We start from the raw sequence: 17,421 nt of genomic DNA on the forward strand, positions 1-17,421 counted from the left end.
AACGCCTCCACGGCCCATTCATCTTATGCTTGTCGGGGCTGAGCGAGCCGCCTCCGCTCTTCCACCCGCAGGAGCGCAGCGACGAGGAGGCTCGACTTCCTCCCCGGGGAATCTTGTGCCTGCAGCGGAAAGGAACGGTCCAGGTTTCAACAGCTCTGATGTCTATGGATATAATTGATTGAAGAACAATCGACAAAAATACAAACAAATGTGTCTAATTTGTGAGAAAGATGGAAAAGTTAATCTATAGGACTTTTCCTTTGTCGCTTTTTAAAGTAAAATATAAGTTGTTTACTAGCACTATTTTGGATGTTGTACATAAAGGAGGTTAAATCATGAATCGTAATCCAATTATTCCATTCATTCTGATCATGGCTATGGGGATCGGCCTTGTATTCTTCATGTCTTTAGAAGGCCTGAACAATGCTGATGAGAAAGCGAAAGAAGCAGAACACGGGGAAAAAGGCGGTAAGGAAGAGCAGGCTTCAAGCGGCGAGTTTGATCCTGAGCAAACTTACAAAGACAACTGTCTATCTTGTCACGGTGCCAACTACGAAGGCGGCATGGGTCCGGCTCTTAAAGGTACAGACAAGTCTGTAGATGAGATCAAAGAAACCATTAAAAATGGTAAAGGCGCGATGCCTGCAGGCCTGGTTCAAGACGAAAATCTTGATGCAATGGCTGAATGGATCAAATCACTTAAATAATGTATACGCTTAAGAAGGTTCTTTGTCTAATGGGGCAAAGGACTTTTTTTATTGGATAAAGTCAGATAGAATGAAAAACGTACATACTAAGTATCAAATCAACTAAAAAGGTGAAGACATGAATATTGAACAATTATCTAAACGTTTAGAAACAGTCGTTTCATATATCCCTGAAGGGTCAAAGATAGCAGATATAGGTTCCGATCACGCATATCTGCCGTGTTTCGCGGTACGAAAAGGAATTGCAGAGAGTGCCATTGCAGGAGAAGTGGTGAAAGGTCCCTACCTATCTGCCGAGAAGCAGGTGAAGGATGCCTGCCTGCAGGATGTAATCGAAGTCAGACTCGGAAATGGGCTAGAAGTCATCGCTCCAGGAGAAGTGGACTGCATTACGATCGCGGGAATGGGCGGCGCCTTGATCGCCTCGATTTTGGAAGAAGGCAAAGAGAAGCTTACGGGAGTGGGAAGGTTGATTCTTCAACCTAATGTAAGTGCCAAGTCAATTCGTATCTGGCTCCTTCAAAACGGCTGGGAACTGACAAATGAAGAAATCCTCGAAGAAGATGGAAAAGTGTATGAGATTTTGACAGCTGACAGGGGAGAACCGCAGCGTCCCTATTCCAAGGAGGAACTGCAAAAGGAACTTTTACTCGGTCCATTTTTAATGAAAACGAAAAATGCGGCTTTCAAAAAGAAATGGATGCAGGAGAGTGCACAGTGGAAAAACATCCTGTCTAACATGGAGAAAGCGGCACAAACAGAAGCATTGAATGAAAGAAAAACTGAATTAAAGAATAAAATTCAAATGGTTGAGGAGGTTCTTTCCACATGAAAACGGTAAATGGACATCAAATCATTCAACTCTTTGAAGAGTTTTCACCTAAACACCTGGCTGAAGATGGCGACCCCATCGGTCTGCAAATCGGTAAACTGAATGAAAAAGTGGAAAACGTTATGATTACGTTGGATGTCCTTGAAAACGTGGTAGACGAAGCAATCAAGAATAATGTCAAATTAATCATTGCGCACCACCCGCCTCTTTTCAGGCCGATTAAGTCACTTCACACTGATACTTATCAGGGGAGAATGATTGAGAAACTGATCAAGAATGACATTGCAGTGTATGCTGCCCATACTAATCTTGATGTTGCTTCAGGAGGAGTGAATGATCTTCTGGCTGAAGCCCTGAACCTTCAAGAAACTTCTGTTTTACTTCCGACCTACTCAGAACAGCTTAGGAAGCTTGTCGTTTATGTACCGAAGGAAAACAGTGAAGAGCTGCGGGAAGCATTAGGCAGGGCAGGTGCCGGCCATATCGGCAATTACTCACACTGCAGTTTTTCAACAGAGGGAAAGGGAAGGTTTTTACCAGGAGACAAATCGCATCCTCATATCGGTCAGAAAGGGAAGCTTGAGGAGGTGGCAGAAGAAAAAATCGAAACCATCTATCCGCGTTCCCTTGAGAAAAAAGTGGTGAAAGCGATGTTCACCCATCATCCGTACGAAGAAGTGGCCTATGATCTCTATACTCTTGAAAACCAAGGGGACCCTTTGGGACTTGGGAGGATTGGAAAGCTTCAGGAAGAAGTCTCACTGAAAGATTTTGCGGCCACTGTAAAAAAGACCTTCAGCATGGACGGAATCCGGGTGATCGGAGACATGGATGCGAAAGTCAGGAAAGTTGCAGTTCTTGGAGGGGACGGAAATAAATTTATATCAGCTGCCAAAAGACAGGGGGCAGATGCATTTGTTTCTGGTGATATCTACTATCACACCGCACATGATGCAATGATGATGGGGCTAAATGTGGTGGATGCAGGCCATCATATCGAAAAAGTGATGAAGGATGGCGTGGCAAAATATTTAGCAGAAAAATGTGCGGAAAAAGGGTATATCGTCAATATATTCTCTTCAAAGTCGGATACAAATCCATTTACTTTTATGTAATGATGGCTCAAGCGATTCGTCCCTTAAACAGAAAAAGCCCCGCTGGCGATTGCCACGGGGCTTTACATTCATTTAACTTAACTTGGTCTTCTTCACCTTTGGAAGGATTTTATTCAATGGGACATTGCGCTCCCTGGTCCAAGTCGTTTCATCTTCAGGGTCAAATTCCTGCAGGAACTTGATGACTTCCTTCACGATTGGAGTCGGGGTCGACGCACCTGCTGTGACCGCTGCGATTTTTGCCGATTTGATCCATTCGATGTCCAGCTCGCTGATGTCTGAGATCCTGTAGGCAGGAGTGCCTGCAATTTCTTTCGAGACCTGTGCAAGACGATTTGAGTTATTACTCTTAGGGTCTCCGACTACGATGAGGACATCTGCGTCGCCAGCCTGCTCAGCAACAGCTTCCTGACGCACTTGGGTAGCAAGGCAGATTTCCTTATGCAGCTCGACATGAGGGAACAATTCTTTTACTTTATCCATCGTATCCAAAACGTCCCATTGGCTCATGGTCGTCTGATTGGTCACAATGATTTTATCATTATCAATGGATAATTTTTCTACATCTTCGGCAGTTTCTACAAGATGTACGATATCGGGAGCAACACCTACTGCACCTTCCGGCTCCGGGTGTCCTTTTTTACCGATGTAAATGACATCATACCCCTCGGCTTCCTTCGCACGGATGAGGTCATGTGTTTTTGTTACATCGGGACATGTGGCATCAAGCGTAACCAGCCCTTTTTTTCGGGCGATTTCCTTGACTTCAGGTGAGACACCGTGGGCGGTAAAGATGACCGTACCTTCATTAACCTGTTCGATGATCTCTTTTCTATTTTTTCCGTCCAGCGTAATGATGCCTTCTTCTTCAAACGCATCGGTGACGTGCTTGTTATGAACGATCATTCCTAAAATATAAATAGGACGAGGGAGCGATTTATCGAGTGCAGCGTTTCGGGCGATGACCATCGCATCCACTACACCATAGCAATAGCCCCTCGGAGTTATCTTGATAATATCCATCTATGAAAATCCTCCTACATGGAAAAGGTTGTGACTCTATTATAAAGGAGAATGGGATATCTGACAAAGAGTAGGGGCGGTTTGATTTTTACCCGCTGTCATAATCAAAAGAAAAAACCCCTGCAAAGTGGATACTTATAGGGGTTCGGATTAAATATATAGTTTAGGCTTCGAACTTCCAGCAGGGGACTTTTTCTTTGGGCGCCGTACCTCGGCTTCTTCTTCAATAGCCACTTCTTTCTTCACTTTCCTTTTTTTCTTAGGCTCCTTTACGTCTGTTTCCTCTAGATCTGCCTCTAGTTCGTCTTCTTCGTTCTTTGCATCCCCTGAAGGAGATTCATCAGCCGATAGGTCCTTGAAACCGCGGTAAAGCTTCCACAGTGCTGGCAGGTTCTTTACCATCGGGCCATATTGCTGGATCATCGGACCGAATTGCTGGGCTGCATTCAGGACCTGTTGTGTATTGGAAAGAAAAGAGCTGATATTGCCTGGATTAAGTAAATTTCCGATGGTGGATGCCCCCGCTGCCGCACCTGGTCCACGTTCGAATCCAGGGGCGGCTCCTCTTGAATCGCCTCTGCTGAATTGTTCAAGAATGCCTCCTTGCTGATTACCTCTATCACCTTTCTTTAATAATTTCGCAAGGAGTCCGCCACCGCGTCCTTTTCTTCTGCCTCCGGGCATTCCTTGCATATTCATGGGGGCGGGGCCCTGTTCACCCATGAATCCGTTCATCTGCTGACCTATCTGAAATGGAGGAGCAGATGGTGATCTCATTCCGAACGGGTTTCTCATTTCACCCGGCTGCCTCAACCCGAATGGGCTTCTTCCTCCTTGTCGGGGCATCATTCCAAAGGGATTTCCCTGCTGTTGATTCTGCATTCTCATTCGTCCTCTAGGCGGCATGCTGCCTGCCTCCTTTCACTGGATATTTCTTTGGTCATTATAGAGTATGCAAGTCGGGAAAAAAGGGTATTGGATCAAATCGGGCAAATCCCTATAAGTGTAACTAGATGTTTTGTCAAAAGTTTATTATAATGATTAGATGTTCTTTAAAAATAACGCCGACTACTTACGTTTAAATAAAAGGATATTAAAAATAAGGAGATGAAACAGATGAAAAAGAATTTATTTTTAGATTATGACTTTCAACCTTTTATTGTCCAAGCAATAGAAGAACTCGGTTTCTATGAGCCGACTGAAATTCAGAAGAAAATGATACCACTGATCCTGAAGGGGCAAAGTGCGATTGGGCAATCACAGACAGGTACGGGTAAAACCCATTCATATTTACTACCGATCATCGAAAAAGTGGATGCAGCTTCTGAACAGGTACAAGCTGTAATCACAGCACCGACAAGGGAGCTTGCTCAGCAGATTTATCACGAAATCCTGAAGCTCACTAAAAACAGTGGTATTACCTCACGCTGCTTTATCGGAGGGACCGATAAACAAAGAACGATTGAAAAGCTTAAAACACAGCCTCATATCGTTGTCGGGACACCCGGCCGGGTCAATGACCTTGTAAAAGAACAAGCACTATTTGTGCATACTTCTTCCATCCTGGTCGTAGATGAAGCAGACCTTATGCTTGATATGGGCTTTATCGAAGATGTGGATCAAATTGCCACGAAGATGCCTGAAAAGCTGCAAATGCTTGTCTTCTCTGCAACCATTCCGGAAAAATTGAAGCCTTTCATGAAAAAGTATATGGAAAATCCTCAGTTTGCTCATGTCGAGCCTGAGCGAATTTCGGCTAAAAATATCCAGCACATCATCATTCCGAAGAAAAGCCGTGAAAAAGTGAATGTCCTGTATGATCTTTTAGTGGAAATCAACCCATATTTAGGAATTGTTTTTACAAATACGAAAGCGAAGGCGGATGAAGTGGCGGATGCGCTGATCGCCAAAGGATTGAAGGTCGGCAGAATTCATGGAGATCTCTCACCGCGTGAGCGTAAGAAAATGATGAAGCAGACAAGAAACCTTGATTATCAATATATTGTGGCCACAGACCTTGCGGCAAGAGGGATTGATATCGAAGGAGTCAGCCATATCATCAACTTTGAACTTCCTCAAGACCTGGATTTCTATGTGCATAGATCAGGCCGTACTGCTAGGGCGGGTAATTCGGGAATCGCCTATACGATTTACGAACCGTCTGATGAAGATGCACTGAATCGACTTGAAAAGATGGGGATTTCATTCAGTCATATGGAGCTGAAGAAAGGTGAATGGATTGAACTTCCTGCATTGAATAAACGAAAAAGCCGTCAGAAGACAACAGCCGATGAAATTGATGTCAAGGCAAAATCCCTTGTAAGGAAACCAAAGAATGTAAAGCCAGGGTATAAAAAGAAAATGAAATATAAAATGGAGCAAATCAAAAAGAAAGAAAGAAGAAAGAAAAACAGAAACAAGTAAGCCATATGAAGTGATTCATTTTCACACATTCGATAAAATGGAGAAAGAAATTTTCTTAGGAGTTGAGGAGAATGGTCAAGATTGGATCCCACGTATCAATGAGCGGCAAGAAGATGCTGCTGGCTTCAAGTGAGGAAGCTGTATCTTATGGTGCAAATACATTTATGATTTATACAGGAGCACCTCAAAACACAAGAAGAAAAAAGATTGAGGACTTAAATATTGAAGCCGGGCTTCAACATATGAAGGAAAACAATATTGATGAGATTGTTGTACATGCACCCTATATTATCAATATCGGGAATACAACCAATCCGGCGACCTTTGAGTTGGGCGTTAATTTTCTAAGGTCCGAAATTGATCGCACTGAAGCACTCGGCGCAAACCAGATTGTCCTTCACCCCGGGGCCCATGTAGGTGCCGGAGCAGATAAAGGAATCGCCAAGATCATCGAAGGTCTGAATGAGGTACTGACGAAAGATCATACAGCCCAGATCGCGCTGGAAACAATGGCAGGGAAAGGATCTGAATGCGGGAGGTCCTTTGAAGAACTCGCTCAAATCATTGAGGGAGTGGAATTGAATGACAGATTATCGATCTGTTTCGATACATGCCACACCCATGATGCAGGGTATAATATTGTCGAAGACTTCGATGGGGTATTGGAAGATTTCGATAAGATCATTGGAATCGAGCGGCTCAAGGTCCTTCACATAAATGACAGCAAGAATCCAACCGGCGCAAGGAAAGACCGTCATGAAAATATCGGATTCGGTCATATCGGATTCAAAGCACTGAATTACATCGTTCATCATCCACAGTTGTCAGATGTGCCGAAGATCCTTGAAACCCCTTATGTAGGAGAAGATAAAAAGAACAAGAAGGCTCCTTATAAATTTGAGATCGATATGCTTCGGAGTCAACGATTTGATGAAGACGTATTAACAAAGATCGAGGGGCAGTAATGTGGCAGGAGGCTTCTTCAAAGGAAGAAGCCTCCTGTTTAATAAGTATCTATCTGATCAGCTGCATGAAAAGCTGATTGATTTCCTTCGCTTTTGCAGGGCCGATCTCTTTTGCGAGCTCTTTCACCAATTTGCTTCTGCTCCCGGTATCAAAGATATTGATATTTTTCCCTTTGACTTTCCCGACGATCGCATCTGCTTGCTTGGCGGTTAAAGAAATATTGTACTGATTGGCATACTTAAGTAATTCTGCGCGGTTAATCGTGTTGATCTTGTGGTTGATCACATTTTGTAATAATTTCATCTATATCACTCCTCAAAAAATACATATGTGACTTCAGAGAAGAAAGTGACAGTTTTTTTGAGGGGAGAAAGGAAGAATGATATGGCAAAACGAGTACATAAAAAAGAAAGCCCCTTTCATTTTATTTACCGGCTGTTTTTCATCACCATCGGGGCGGCACTGGCTGGAGTGTCAATTGAACTATTTCTTATACCGAATAATATCATCGATGGAGGAATCATCGGTGTATCACTGATTTTGGATTATCTGGTTTCAGACCGAATTCCATTACTTAACTTTTCCACACTATTGGTGCTTTTGAATCTGCCGTTCTTATATTCAGGCTATAAACAAATAGGTAAAACGTTTGTCGTTTCCTCCTTGTTTGCCGTTGTCGCTTTGGCGGTCATCGAAGGATTCCTTCATCATTTTGATCCTTTTATAAAAGAAGAAATCCTCGCAACCGTCTTTGGGGGATTGATTCTCGGCACTGGAGTCGGGCTTGTCATCCGGCACGGCGGCTCTTTGGATGGAACTGAGATCCTCGGGATTCTGCTAACAAAGAAGCTTCCGTTTTCGGTAGGCGAATTTGTGATGTTCATCAATATCTTTATTTTTGGATGGGCGGCTTTTGTTTTTGGAATCGAGGAAGCAATGTATTCTGTTATGACATACTACATTGCTTTTAAGACGATTGATACCGTCATTCAAGGAATGGATGAGACGAAGGCGGTGATCATCGTATCAGACGAGTATGCGGAAGTATCTGAAGCGATTCTTAACAGACTTGGACGCGGCACTACCATGTTAAAAGGACGAGGCGGTTATACGGATCACGATAAAGAAGTGATTTACGTGGTCGTCACAAGACTTGAAGTGACAAAGCTGAAATCAGTCGTTTCTGATATCGATCCAAACGCGTTCATCACCATCATGAGTACGCAGGAAACGAAAGGAGCCAGATTTAAATCTGCTATCCATTAAAAAAGTTCATCAAGAGGAAAGCTGTTCATTCTTATGGGCAGCTTTTTGTTTGTGGTGAACTCATTAGTTTACAATTGATTTTCCATATTGTATACTTTCTTAAGTGATTTAAATCGTAATGATTCTTAAAAAGAGAGTTGAGAACAATGGAACAAAATCATGCTCCTATCATTAATATAGAACATTTGAATTTCAGGTATGACCGTGAACGTGTATTGGAAGATATAAATCTTTCCATTCCCAAGGGCGCTTTTTTAGGGATCGTCGGTCCAAACGGTTCAGGGAAATCGACCTTATTGAAACTTATGCTGGGCTTATTGAAAGTGAAGCAGGGAAAAATCGAGCTTTTTGGACTCCCTCAACAAAAATTCAGGGAGTGGGACCGCATCGGATTTGTTTCTCAAAAAGCAAACAGTTTCAATACTGGTTTTCCTGCCACTGTATATGAGGTGGTTGCAAGCGGATTGGCGAAAAAAGCAGGTTTGTTCAAAAGGATTTCTTCAAAGTATCGGAAAGACATACAGGATGCAATCGAATCAGTGGGAATGACCGCTTTTACAGGCAGGAATATCGGTGAATTATCCGGTGGTCAGCAGCAAAGGGTATTCATCGCTCGTGCGCTTGTCAGCAAGCCTGATGTATTGATCCTGGATGAACCGACTGTCGGTGTGGATAGTAAAAATGTTCAAAACTTTTACGATATGCTTGATCATTTGAATAAGGATCTCGGCATTACCTTATTGTTGGTAACACATGATATCGGGTCCATATCAAGTAAAGTGACACATGTTGCCTGCTTAAATAAACATCTACATTTTCACGGAAGAACAGAAGAATTTGAAAAACTAAAAGAAGGTGAGATGTCTTCATTTTATGGTCACGATGTCCACTTCTTACATCACGAACATCATTGATTGGAGGAAAAGCGGGTGCTTCAAGCAATTTTTCAATATGAATTTTTACAAAATGCTTTTCTTACAGGAATCCTGATCGGGATCATCGCTCCGCTTTTAGGAGCGTTCATCGTTGTGAGGAGACTTTCTCTGATTGCGGATGCGCTCAGTCATGTAACTTTATCCGGGATTGCCGCAAGTTTATACTTGAGTAAGACAGTTCCGTCATTCGGAGGCCTCAACCCTTTATACTTCGGAATGATTTTTTCGGTTACAGGCTCGCTGTTCATTGAAAGGCTGAGGTCCTTATATAAACATTATCAGGAATTGGCCATTCCGATCATACTCTCAGGTGGAATCGGGATTGGTGTGATCTTTATATCGCTTGCTGACGGTTTTACGACGGATTTATTCAGTTATTTATTCGGCAGCGTCAGTGCCGTGAGCAGGGGAGATCTTTATCTGATTGCTGCGATCAGCATTGTGGTAATAGGAGTGATCTTTTTACTGTATAAAGAATTATTCCTGCTTTCCTTTGATGAAGATCATGCAAAGGCATCGGGAATCCCGGCCAAAGCGATTCATTTTATTTTCATGGTGATGGTGGCGCTGGTCATCGCTGCATCCATGAGGATTGTCGGTATCCTTCTGGTATCATCCCTGATGACTCTCCCGGTAGCTGCGAGCATCCGGATAGCAAGAGGATTTAAACAGACGATTGCCTTTTCTTTACTATTCGGCGAAATTTCAGTGATCGTAGGACTGGTCAGTGCCTTTTATTTGGATCTCGCCCCTGGTGGAACCATTGTGGTCACCGCCATACTTATTTTATTGATCACGATTGCCGTCAAGAAGGTTAAATCATCCAGGCATACTGAAAAAGCAGAGGTGTAGAAAATGAATGTAACTGAAGCGATGGATCTTTTAAAATCTGAAGGATATAAACATACGGGTAAGAGAGAGGAATTACTCCAGCTGTTTTCTGACTCAAATAAATATTTAACGGCAAAAGATGTCCTGGAACACATGAAAAGCGACTACCCGGGATTGAGCTTTGACACGATTTATAGAAATCTGAGCTTATTCGTTGATCTGGGAATTCTTGAAGAGACCGAGCTTTCAGGGGAGAGGCATTTCCGGTTCACGTGTGAGAGCGACCATCACCACCATCATTTCATTTGCATGGACTGCGGAAAGACAAAAGAAATCCATACTTGTCCAATGGATGTATTGAAAGAGAGCATTGAAGAAACCGGCTATGATATTTCAGGACACAAGTTCGAAATATATGGAAAATGCCCTCAGTGTCAATGATATTGAAGGTAAAAAGAGACCCGCGGCGGGGTCTCTTTTTTTAGGGCATTAAAAAATGACGCATGCCAATCATGCGTCATCTACTATGTTAAAACTTATTTTCCTTTCAGCCAGCCTTGAACCCAATGATTTGCTTCCATCCAGTCATTCACCCGGATGACCCCTTTAGGGATGGGCTTCTGATTGTACGGTGTATTGAACAATACCACAGGGATGTCCAATTCTTCATGTATCATGACGGCGTTATCATGCTTGTCTTCAAAAAAGATATCGACATCATATTTCTGAGCCGTTGATATTTTATTGTGGGACCCGATCAATTCGATGTGATGATACATAAGATCCTTTGCATCGAACCATTCCTTTGTCAATTGAAGCAGCTCTGACGGACGTGCACTGATGAAATACAGTTCATGATATTCTTTCCAATCATCCAGGATTTTTTTTGCACCGGAAGCGAGCGGCGATTGCTTGTAAATAAGCGGTTCTGCTTCTTTGAACCATGTGCCGAAGACTTTAGGGGATATATCGAGCACTTCAGTCAGCTCGTATTGCGTTATGTCATTCAAAGTCAGGTTCAGTTTAAAATAATCATTTATATACGGAAGTAAAGACTCGGGAGACGTTACTGTTCCGTCTATATCGATTCCAAAGCGTTTCATGCGGTATCATGCTCCTCTTATACAAACTTCTTCAAGTGTACCATATTACAGCTTATCCCTTAAGGTTTTACAATGTGCAAAATAAAACAATGTAAAAAACATGATAACAGAATTGACAAACATTAGCATAGTAAAATATGTGCGTCTACAAACAATAAGAAGGCTCCCAAACATCGAAAGTGAGGGATTGCTGTATGGCTGATGAACGACATCGAGATCGAGAAGAGATCGACGTATATTACGACAATCCGGAAGTGTTGGATAGAGATCAAGAATTCAAAGAAGAAACAGCTGCAGAAATCGCTGCGCCAGTTAACGTCAGCCGCGATTTTGAAGAGGATACAGAAGAGGAAAGCACGACTTCGGGACGAGTACTGGGATATTCAGCACTTGCTCTGTCGATCCTTTCCTTATTCATCCTTCCAGTCATCATGGGTGCGGCCGGAATTGTTATCGGATTCGTTGCCAGAAGACGAGGTGCAGAAACACTTGGATCTTGGGCTATTGGTATTGGAGCAGTATCGATAATCATAGGGTTGTTTGTATTGCCCTTCTTTTAATAAGTAGACCACTTTTTTAAAATGGGGAGCGTTTTAAAAAAGTAAAAAAAGAGGACTGAGCGATCAGTCCTCTTTGCTATAGATTAAATTTGGGTTTCTTTTTTTTCTGCTTCTTGCTTATCATAGTATTCCTGAGCGATTTTGTCGATTTCCTTTTTCAATTCTTCGACCATCGTTTCCTCTGGAACCTTACGGACGGTTTTCCCTTTACGGAATAGAAGTCCTTCACCACGGGCACCGGCAATGCCGATATCCGCTTCGCGGGCCTCTCCTGGTCCGTTGACTGCACAGCCCAGTACCGCCACCTTGATTGGTGCTTTGATGGTTTGGATATATTCTTCCACTTCATTTGCGATGGAGATCAAATCAATTTCGATCCGGCCGCAAGTTGGACATGAAATCAATGTCGCTGCGTTGGAAGCGAGTCCGAACGATTTCAATAGTTCACGTGCAACCTTCACTTCTTCAACGGGATCTGCACTCAGGGAAATCCTCAGGGTGTTCCCGATACCAAGGCTGAGGATGGCACCAAGACCGGCGGCACTTTTTACTGTCCCGGCAAACAGGGTTCCTGATTCTGTGATACCTAAGTGAAGCGGATAATCAAAAGCCTGTGCTGCCTTCGTATACGCTTCGATCGCTAAATTGACATCGGAAGCCTTCATCGACACGATAATGTCGTGAAAATCAAGATCTTCAAGGATCTTAATATGATGGAGGGCACTTTCAACCATGCCATCTGCAGTTGGATAACCGTATTTCTCCAGGATTTTTCTTTCGAGGCTTCCTGCGTTCACACCGATACGGATTGGAATCCCCTTCTCCTTGGCTGCTTTTACGACAGCTTCCACTTTTTCGCGGCGTCCGATATTCCCCGGATTGATCCGGATCTTATCTGCTCCGCCTTCTATCGCTTTCAGCGCAAGCTTATAATCGAAGTGGATATCCACAACTAACGGGATATTGATTCTTTTCTTAATATCAGCAATTGCGTTTGCTGCCCGTTCATCAGGGCAGGCGACCCGGACAACCTGACACCCGGCTTCTTCAAGACGATGGATTTCCTTGACTGTCGCTTCAACGTCATGAGTCTTAGTGGTCGTCATACTTTGTATAATTAATTCGTTATTTCCGCCAATGGTTAAATCTCCGACTTTTACCGGACGAGTTTTTGAACGATGTATAATTTCACTCAAGTGTAATTCGCTCCTTTAGAAAGGTTCTTCAACTATACATTATAAATAATACGAAGCTATTGTAACAGTGTTTTGTATCAATTGACAAGAATTAGGTGCGGAAGCGTTGATGAATCAGTCAGTATAGAGGGATTTTATACGTTTTGCCTATTTGAATCTTCCCTGGTGCTGTATTGTTTAATTCCTCAAAGTCAGAGACGACCTGTTCAATGGATACTGGAAGCTTTCCTTGAAGTGAATCTTCGACAAGGCTCAAAACGGTATCACCAGGTTTGATTTCCATTTCTACATACATTTGTGCGGCACCTGAAGTGTCAGGTAAAGAAACCGTATCAGAGTTCTCTTTCATTTCGGCTTGAGGCTGTGCGGTTACGACTGTGGAAGGTTTTTTTGCCAATAAATGTAACGTACCCTTATTTAAATCATAATAGACGCTGTAAAGAAGAATGATAATACCAAAGAAAATGATCATCCGTTTCATAAATAAACCTCCTGTACAGTTGATTGGGATAAAGGGGACAAGGACATTGACGAACAAAAAGCTGGTGGGAGTGATTGGATTGCTGCCGGTTCTCATGGTATTAGGCAACTCTATGCTGATTCCGATACTGCCGAATATAGAAAGTGGTCTTCATATCGATGAGAGATGGTCAGGGTGGATACTAAGTTCATTTACCATTCCTGCTGCTGTCTGCATCCCGTTTATCGGTTTCTTATCAGATCGTTTTGGCCGTAATCGCTTGATTCAATATTCTTTATGGATCATCGTGCTTGGAAGTATATTATGTGCAGCAAGTGCCTGGATGAAGAACCCCGCCTTCCTGTTCATGGGAGGGAGGGGATTACAGGGCGTCGGAGCCGCTGGCACCACACCGCTTGCAATAGCTTTAGCCGGAGACCTGTTCCACGGTGAAGAACGTTCTAGAGTATTAGGTGCACTGGAAGTATTCAACGGTATAGGCAAGGTTATTGCTCCGATCATGGGTGCTGGCCTTACCATTTTTCTGAGCTGGAATAACGCATTTTGGATTTTTCCATTGCTCTGTCTTGTGATTCTGTTTGGATTAAAGAAAAATATCATGAATACTAATGATGAAATGGGTTTGCTTGGAGTAAGAAGTTATGTGAGGGAACTTGCTGCTGTTTTTGCTTCTAAATGGTTATTGCTTCTTCCACTTTTTACAATTGGTGGAATCGGTTTATTTCTATTATTCGGCATCTTGTTCTTCCTTTCCTACCATATTGAAAATACTTTTCATATTGATGGTTTTTTCAAGGGATTTTCCTTTATGTTCCCGCTCGGAGCCATGACGATTTCATCTACCTGGTGCGGCAAGCGGATAAAAACGGATGGGGATCGGGGCTGGCACTATATCAAGTGGGGGATCGGATTGATGACCGTTCCACTTGGAGCATTGATTTTCTTTCATTCGTTAGGCTCACTGCTGTTCTGCATTACTGTATGTTTCGGTGGACTAGGTTTGATTCTGCCTGTCCTGAATACGTTTATTACAGGTAGTGTGGATGAAGGAGAAAGGGGTTTTGTCGTAAGTCTGTATGGGGCTGCCAGGTTTCTGGGGGTAGCGCTGGGTCCTATTGCATATTCTGCTTGGAAAGAAGATATTGTTAAAATGTATGGATTTACTTTTGTATTTTCGGCACTGAACGTCTTGCTGTATGTAGTACTAATGAAACGCAGGAATAGGGTCTTTAGGCCTAAAATTAACTAAAAACAAATACTGCATTTACACTTCCTTAACATTTATTTGAGAAGATATTTTAGGGAATAGTTGGGAAGGATGTAGAAAAATGTCGAAAACACCTATTTTATTAAAGTTTTCTTCTTTATCTTTAAAGCTCCGCTTGATTATGATTATGCTGATTACTATCGTAGTTACGGGTTCCATAATAGGGTCTATTTCGTATGCACAATCAGAAAAAAACGCCATTCATTTGATGGAGCAGCGATTAGAACGTGAAGTTACGTCGATTAATGATATTGCCCAAAGCTTGATGCTGATATATGTTGGAAACCAGGATCAATTTGAAAAGCAGTTAAACAAAACGATAAAAAAACAGGATTCAGCCTTGATTCAGGATGATCTTAAGGGACAATATTTTCTGGTGAAGGATCAAAAAGCGGTCCCATTTACAGTCAGCAGGAATACAAAGCTTCAATTTCCAGAAGAACTCATCGAGGAAATTGTAAAGAATGAAAAAGGTACTGCCCAAAGGACCATAAATGGGAAGAAATATACGCTGGCATATCACACCATTCAAGAATTACAGGGGGAATATGTCATTGTCATCCCTCAGGAGAATTATATGAAGGGGTTACACTCGATAGCGCTATATACAATTTTCACGATCGTTTTATGTGTGTTCGCCGCTTGTATCATCGTCATGATCATTGTGAATCGTTTGGTGTCCCCAATTGCTGAACTAAGGGAAGCGATGAAGAAAATACGTGATGGGGACCTGCAGGCAACAATTTCGATCAAGACTTCAGTACCTGAAATTAAATCCCTTCAAAAAAGTCTTATTACTAACATTCATCAGACGACAGAGCATCTATATAATACGGGAAGTAAACTTCAATTGTCTTCAGGAGAATTGCTCGAAGAAAATGTCAGGATGATGGAAGTTGTCAAGATGGTGAAAAAAGGAGTCCGGGAGACTGCGGGTACGTCTGAAGAAAGTGTACAACATTTTTACGAAATGAAAGGTTCTGTTGAGTCAGTTTTTGTCCAAATGGACAATGTACTGGCGAAAACGACGAACATGAACCGCTCGGCGGGTGAAGGTGAAAGACATGTTGATCAAATGGTGCACGGAATGAAGAGCTTTTCGGAAGAATTGACTTCGATGACAAAAGTCATTGAAAATGTTCATCATCATTCAAAATCCATAGTATCAGTTATTTCACTTATCCATCAGATTGCTGAACAAACGAAGCTTCTTGCACTGAACGCAACGATTGAGGCGGCCAGGGCTGGAGAAGCAGGGAAAGGTTTTGCGGTCGTAGCCAATGAAGTGAAAAAGTTAGCGGATCAATCTGCGAATGCTACAGGAAATATTTCTGATACCATACATAGGATGAAAGCAATAACAGAGCAGGCAGCTTCACAGTTTTCTCTCTTTTCAATAGAGTTTCATAAGCAAATATATGAAGCAACAGGCACGAAAGAGACGTTCGATTTAGTGAAGAAGAATATTGGAGAAGTAACTAAGGTACTGGGTAGTATGAGAAGTGATTTAAGATTCTTACAACACTCCTTGCCAAAAGTAGAGAATTCCACAGATGCTTTTTCCTCTGTCGCCCAGGAGACCCTGGCTGGTACAGAAGGGATGATGATTGCTTTTGATGAGCAGTTAAGAAAATTGAATGCCACCTTCAAATAGGAGAGGAGCTCCTAGGGAGTTCCGATGATTTAAAGAAAATCAGTCAACAAATGAAAATTTAAAAGAACCCCCCTTACCAGGTAAAAGTAAGGGGGGTGTTTGTTATCCTCTTTTCTGTGGCTGCGGAATTTCCTTAATGGCAAGGTACATGATCACCATCACCACAAACCAGTCCAATAAAGGAGCAGCTGCTATAGAGGTTTGCAAAGATTTCATCAGGGTAAAAAACAGGGTAGAAAGTGTGACGGAATAAGCAGTAATCCTCCAGCTTTGGCGGTAATTCAATTTCCGCTTCATCATGTTTGCCATCATGACACCTAACCAACCGAAAATGGTTACTTTTAAAAACATCAAACCGGAAGTGAAAAGGTAAAGTATCAGAAGAGATACGGGAAGCAGTATCCATTTTAAAGAAAGGATCGAGTCGATCACATTGACTATTTGAGATTTCGTAATCACCAAATCACTGAAAGCAGAATAAGAATTTGTCTGCATATTACCTTCATTAATGACAACCAGTCTGTTTTTGAGGAAAGCTACAGTATCCTTATGTACCTCCAGATCTTCTCCTTTGATTTCACCCGTACTATCAAAAATGATAAGCAAACCATCTTTTTCAAATGTCAATGGCTGACCCTCTCCTGAGGAAAGTGATCCATCTTCAATGGAGAATGAAGGAAGATCATTGACCAGGGCTTCCTTGACTGAGGATAAGGAAGTTGAGGTGAATCCAATGAATTGAACAGCAGTCGGAATGATGGAAATCAATGCTAGAAGAAAAAGATAACGTATAGTTTTACCAATCCCCTGAAATCGGAATTTTACGATATCCCTTGGGGAATAAATACTCTTATACAATTGCTGAAACACGTTCATTAAGATGCTCCTTTCAATCTAACCAATATTAATACTAATCGTAAAGAAGCACCTTATCAATAATAACTAACGATAATTATTATTAATTGTAATGTTTTTGTAATAAATATGCACTTTTATTAACCTATTGTAAATTTGGAGTAAAAACTATTTACGAATTCTATAAAATATATTATTAATGGTAA

19 protein-coding genes are annotated in these 17,421 nt (G+C 42.2%); 12 read left to right on the plus strand and 7 right to left on the minus strand.

Annotated elements, in window-relative coordinates; genetic code table 11:
- Positions 1–335: 335 nt before the first annotated feature.
- From cccA to HWX64_RS18555, 3 genes are all read left to right on the plus strand, one after another.
- Positions 336–707 carry a cytochrome c550 gene (cccA, locus tag HWX64_RS18545; protein ID WP_175991009.1) on the plus strand — a complete coding sequence of 124 codons (372 nt, stop codon included), beginning with the start codon at positions 336–338 and terminating at the stop codon, positions 705–707.
- Between the two features lie 118 nt (positions 708–825).
- A complete protein-coding gene (locus HWX64_RS18550; protein ID WP_175991010.1) occupies positions 826–1,539 on the plus strand; it encodes a tRNA (adenine(22)-N(1))-methyltransferase TrmK in 714 nt (237 codons plus the stop codon).
- Complete coding sequence (locus HWX64_RS18555; RefSeq protein WP_175991011.1) at positions 1,536–2,654, plus strand: Nif3-like dinuclear metal center hexameric protein; 1,119 nt, start codon at positions 1,536–1,538, stop codon at positions 2,652–2,654. The genes HWX64_RS18550 and HWX64_RS18555 overlap by 4 nt, the downstream gene beginning before the upstream one ends.
- Before the next feature lie 72 nt (positions 2,655–2,726).
- Here HWX64_RS18555 and HWX64_RS18560 read toward each other — a convergent pair whose 3' ends face one another.
- Both HWX64_RS18560 and vrrA read right to left on the minus strand, forming a co-directional pair.
- On the minus strand, positions 2,727–3,677 hold the full coding sequence (locus tag HWX64_RS18560) for a 4-hydroxy-3-methylbut-2-enyl diphosphate reductase (protein WP_175991012.1): 951 nt from the start codon (positions 3,675–3,677) through the stop codon (positions 2,727–2,729).
- Between the two features lie 150 nt (positions 3,678–3,827).
- Positions 3,828–4,583, minus strand: coding sequence for a VrrA/YqfQ family protein (gene vrrA, locus HWX64_RS18565; protein ID WP_175991013.1), 756 nt, complete (start codon positions 4,581–4,583; stop codon positions 3,828–3,830).
- Between the two features lie 210 nt (positions 4,584–4,793).
- Between vrrA and HWX64_RS18570 the strand changes: the two genes are divergently transcribed.
- Together HWX64_RS18570 and HWX64_RS18575 are read left to right on the plus strand one after the other, a co-directional pair.
- Positions 4,794–6,101, plus strand: coding sequence for a DEAD/DEAH box helicase (locus tag HWX64_RS18570; RefSeq protein WP_175991014.1), 1,308 nt, complete (start codon positions 4,794–4,796; stop codon positions 6,099–6,101).
- A 71-nt stretch (positions 6,102–6,172) separates the two neighbouring features.
- Positions 6,173–7,066 (plus strand): deoxyribonuclease IV, encoded by an 894-nt coding sequence (locus HWX64_RS18575; protein WP_175991015.1) that lies wholly within the window; start codon positions 6,173–6,175, stop codon positions 7,064–7,066.
- A gap of 49 nt (positions 7,067–7,115) precedes the next feature.
- Here HWX64_RS18575 and HWX64_RS18580 read toward each other — a convergent pair whose 3' ends face one another.
- Positions 7,116–7,370 carry a DUF2624 domain-containing protein gene (locus tag HWX64_RS18580; protein ID WP_175991016.1) on the minus strand — a complete coding sequence of 85 codons (255 nt, stop codon included), beginning with the start codon at positions 7,368–7,370 and terminating at the stop codon, positions 7,116–7,118.
- Positions 7,371–7,451: 81 nt separating this feature from the next.
- Between HWX64_RS18580 and HWX64_RS18585 the strand changes: the two genes are divergently transcribed.
- From HWX64_RS18585 to HWX64_RS18600, 4 genes are all read left to right on the plus strand, one after another.
- On the plus strand, positions 7,452–8,333 hold the full coding sequence (locus HWX64_RS18585; protein WP_175991017.1) for a YitT family protein: 882 nt from the start codon (positions 7,452–7,454) through the stop codon (positions 8,331–8,333).
- Between the two features lie 146 nt (positions 8,334–8,479).
- Positions 8,480–9,247, plus strand: coding sequence for a metal ABC transporter ATP-binding protein (locus HWX64_RS18590; RefSeq protein WP_175991018.1), 768 nt, complete (start codon positions 8,480–8,482; stop codon positions 9,245–9,247).
- Between the two features lie 15 nt (positions 9,248–9,262).
- Positions 9,263–10,120, plus strand: a complete 858-nt coding sequence (locus HWX64_RS18595; RefSeq protein ID WP_175991019.1) for a metal ABC transporter permease — start codon at positions 9,263–9,265, stop codon at positions 10,118–10,120.
- A 3-nt stretch (positions 10,121–10,123) separates the two neighbouring features.
- The gene (locus tag HWX64_RS18600) at positions 10,124–10,540 is read left to right on the plus strand and encodes a Fur family transcriptional regulator (RefSeq protein WP_175991020.1); all 417 of its coding nucleotides are present in this window, start codon (positions 10,124–10,126) and stop codon (positions 10,538–10,540) included.
- A gap of 95 nt (positions 10,541–10,635) precedes the next feature.
- On the opposite strand, the gene HWX64_RS18605 is transcribed toward HWX64_RS18600, so the two are convergent.
- The gene (locus tag HWX64_RS18605; protein ID WP_175991021.1) at positions 10,636–11,202 is read right to left on the minus strand and encodes a hypothetical protein; all 567 of its coding nucleotides are present in this window, start codon (positions 11,200–11,202) and stop codon (positions 10,636–10,638) included.
- A 194-nt stretch (positions 11,203–11,396) separates the two neighbouring features.
- On the opposite strand from HWX64_RS18605, the gene HWX64_RS18610 reads away from it, so the two are divergent.
- Positions 11,397–11,762: a DUF4190 domain-containing protein gene (locus HWX64_RS18610; RefSeq protein ID WP_254871213.1), complete on the plus strand. Its 366-nt coding sequence runs from the start codon at positions 11,397–11,399 to the stop codon at positions 11,760–11,762.
- Positions 11,763–11,845: 83 nt separating this feature from the next.
- On the opposite strand, the gene ispG is transcribed toward HWX64_RS18610, so the two are convergent.
- On the minus strand, positions 11,846–12,949 hold the full coding sequence (ispG, locus tag HWX64_RS18615; RefSeq protein ID WP_175991591.1) for a flavodoxin-dependent (E)-4-hydroxy-3-methylbut-2-enyl-diphosphate synthase: 1,104 nt from the start codon (positions 12,947–12,949) through the stop codon (positions 11,846–11,848).
- Between the two features lie 127 nt (positions 12,950–13,076).
- Entirely contained in the window at positions 13,077–13,439 is a 363-nt protein-coding gene (locus HWX64_RS18620; protein WP_175991022.1) for a hypothetical protein, read from the minus strand.
- A gap of 46 nt (positions 13,440–13,485) precedes the next feature.
- Between HWX64_RS18620 and HWX64_RS18625 the strand changes: the two genes are divergently transcribed.
- Both HWX64_RS18625 and HWX64_RS21795 read left to right on the plus strand, forming a co-directional pair.
- Entirely contained in the window at positions 13,486–14,688 is a 1,203-nt protein-coding gene (locus HWX64_RS18625; RefSeq protein WP_175991023.1) for an MFS transporter, read from the plus strand.
- Positions 14,689–14,767: 79 nt separating this feature from the next.
- Positions 14,768–16,360, plus strand: a complete 1,593-nt coding sequence (locus tag HWX64_RS21795; protein ID WP_217703500.1) for a methyl-accepting chemotaxis protein — start codon at positions 14,768–14,770, stop codon at positions 16,358–16,360.
- A 102-nt stretch (positions 16,361–16,462) separates the two neighbouring features.
- Here the strand turns inward: HWX64_RS21795 and HWX64_RS18635 are convergent, their stop codons facing one another.
- Positions 16,463–17,236 (minus strand): DUF1189 domain-containing protein, encoded by a 774-nt coding sequence (locus HWX64_RS18635; protein ID WP_175991024.1) that lies wholly within the window; start codon positions 17,234–17,236, stop codon positions 16,463–16,465.
- Positions 17,237–17,421 lie beyond the last annotated feature (185 nt).

Source organism: Bacillus sp. Marseille-Q1617 (genome assembly GCF_903645295.1).
Taxonomy (GTDB): Bacteria; Bacillota; Bacilli; order Bacillales; family Bacillaceae_B; genus Rossellomorea.

Excerpts from the sequence above, each read along its gene's own strand:
- cccA (WP_175991009.1), top strand. The coding sequence starts at position 336 with ATGAATCGTAATCCAATTATTCCATTCATTCTGATCATGGCTATGGGG.
- HWX64_RS18550 (WP_175991010.1), top strand. The coding sequence starts at position 826 with ATGAATATTGAACAATTATCTAAACGTTTAGAAACAGTCGTTTCATAT.
- HWX64_RS18555 (WP_175991011.1), top strand. The coding sequence starts at position 1,536 with ATGAAAACGGTAAATGGACATCAAATCATTCAACTCTTTGAAGAGTTT.
- HWX64_RS18560 (WP_175991012.1), bottom strand. The coding sequence starts at position 3,677 with ATGGATATTATCAAGATAACTCCGAGGGGCTATTGCTATGGTGTAGTG.
- vrrA (WP_175991013.1), bottom strand. The coding sequence starts at position 4,583 with ATGCCGCCTAGAGGACGAATGAGAATGCAGAATCAACAGCAGGGAAAT.
- HWX64_RS18570 (WP_175991014.1), top strand. The coding sequence starts at position 4,794 with ATGAAAAAGAATTTATTTTTAGATTATGACTTTCAACCTTTTATTGTC.
- HWX64_RS18575 (WP_175991015.1), top strand. The coding sequence starts at position 6,173 with ATGGTCAAGATTGGATCCCACGTATCAATGAGCGGCAAGAAGATGCTG.
- HWX64_RS18580 (WP_175991016.1), bottom strand. The coding sequence starts at position 7,370 with ATGAAATTATTACAAAATGTGATCAACCACAAGATCAACACGATTAAC.
- HWX64_RS18585 (WP_175991017.1), top strand. The coding sequence starts at position 7,452 with ATGGCAAAACGAGTACATAAAAAAGAAAGCCCCTTTCATTTTATTTAC.
- HWX64_RS18590 (WP_175991018.1), top strand. The coding sequence starts at position 8,480 with ATGGAACAAAATCATGCTCCTATCATTAATATAGAACATTTGAATTTC.
- HWX64_RS18600 (WP_175991020.1), top strand. The coding sequence starts at position 10,124 with ATGAATGTAACTGAAGCGATGGATCTTTTAAAATCTGAAGGATATAAA.
- HWX64_RS18605 (WP_175991021.1), bottom strand. The coding sequence starts at position 11,202 with ATGAAACGCTTTGGAATCGATATAGACGGAACAGTAACGTCTCCCGAG.
- HWX64_RS18610 (WP_254871213.1), top strand. The coding sequence starts at position 11,397 with ATGGCTGATGAACGACATCGAGATCGAGAAGAGATCGACGTATATTAC.
- HWX64_RS18620 (WP_175991022.1), bottom strand. The coding sequence starts at position 13,439 with ATGAAACGGATGATCATTTTCTTTGGTATTATCATTCTTCTTTACAGC.
- HWX64_RS21795 (WP_217703500.1), top strand. The coding sequence starts at position 14,768 with ATGTCGAAAACACCTATTTTATTAAAGTTTTCTTCTTTATCTTTAAAG.
- HWX64_RS18635 (WP_175991024.1), bottom strand. The coding sequence starts at position 17,236 with ATGAACGTGTTTCAGCAATTGTATAAGAGTATTTATTCCCCAAGGGAT.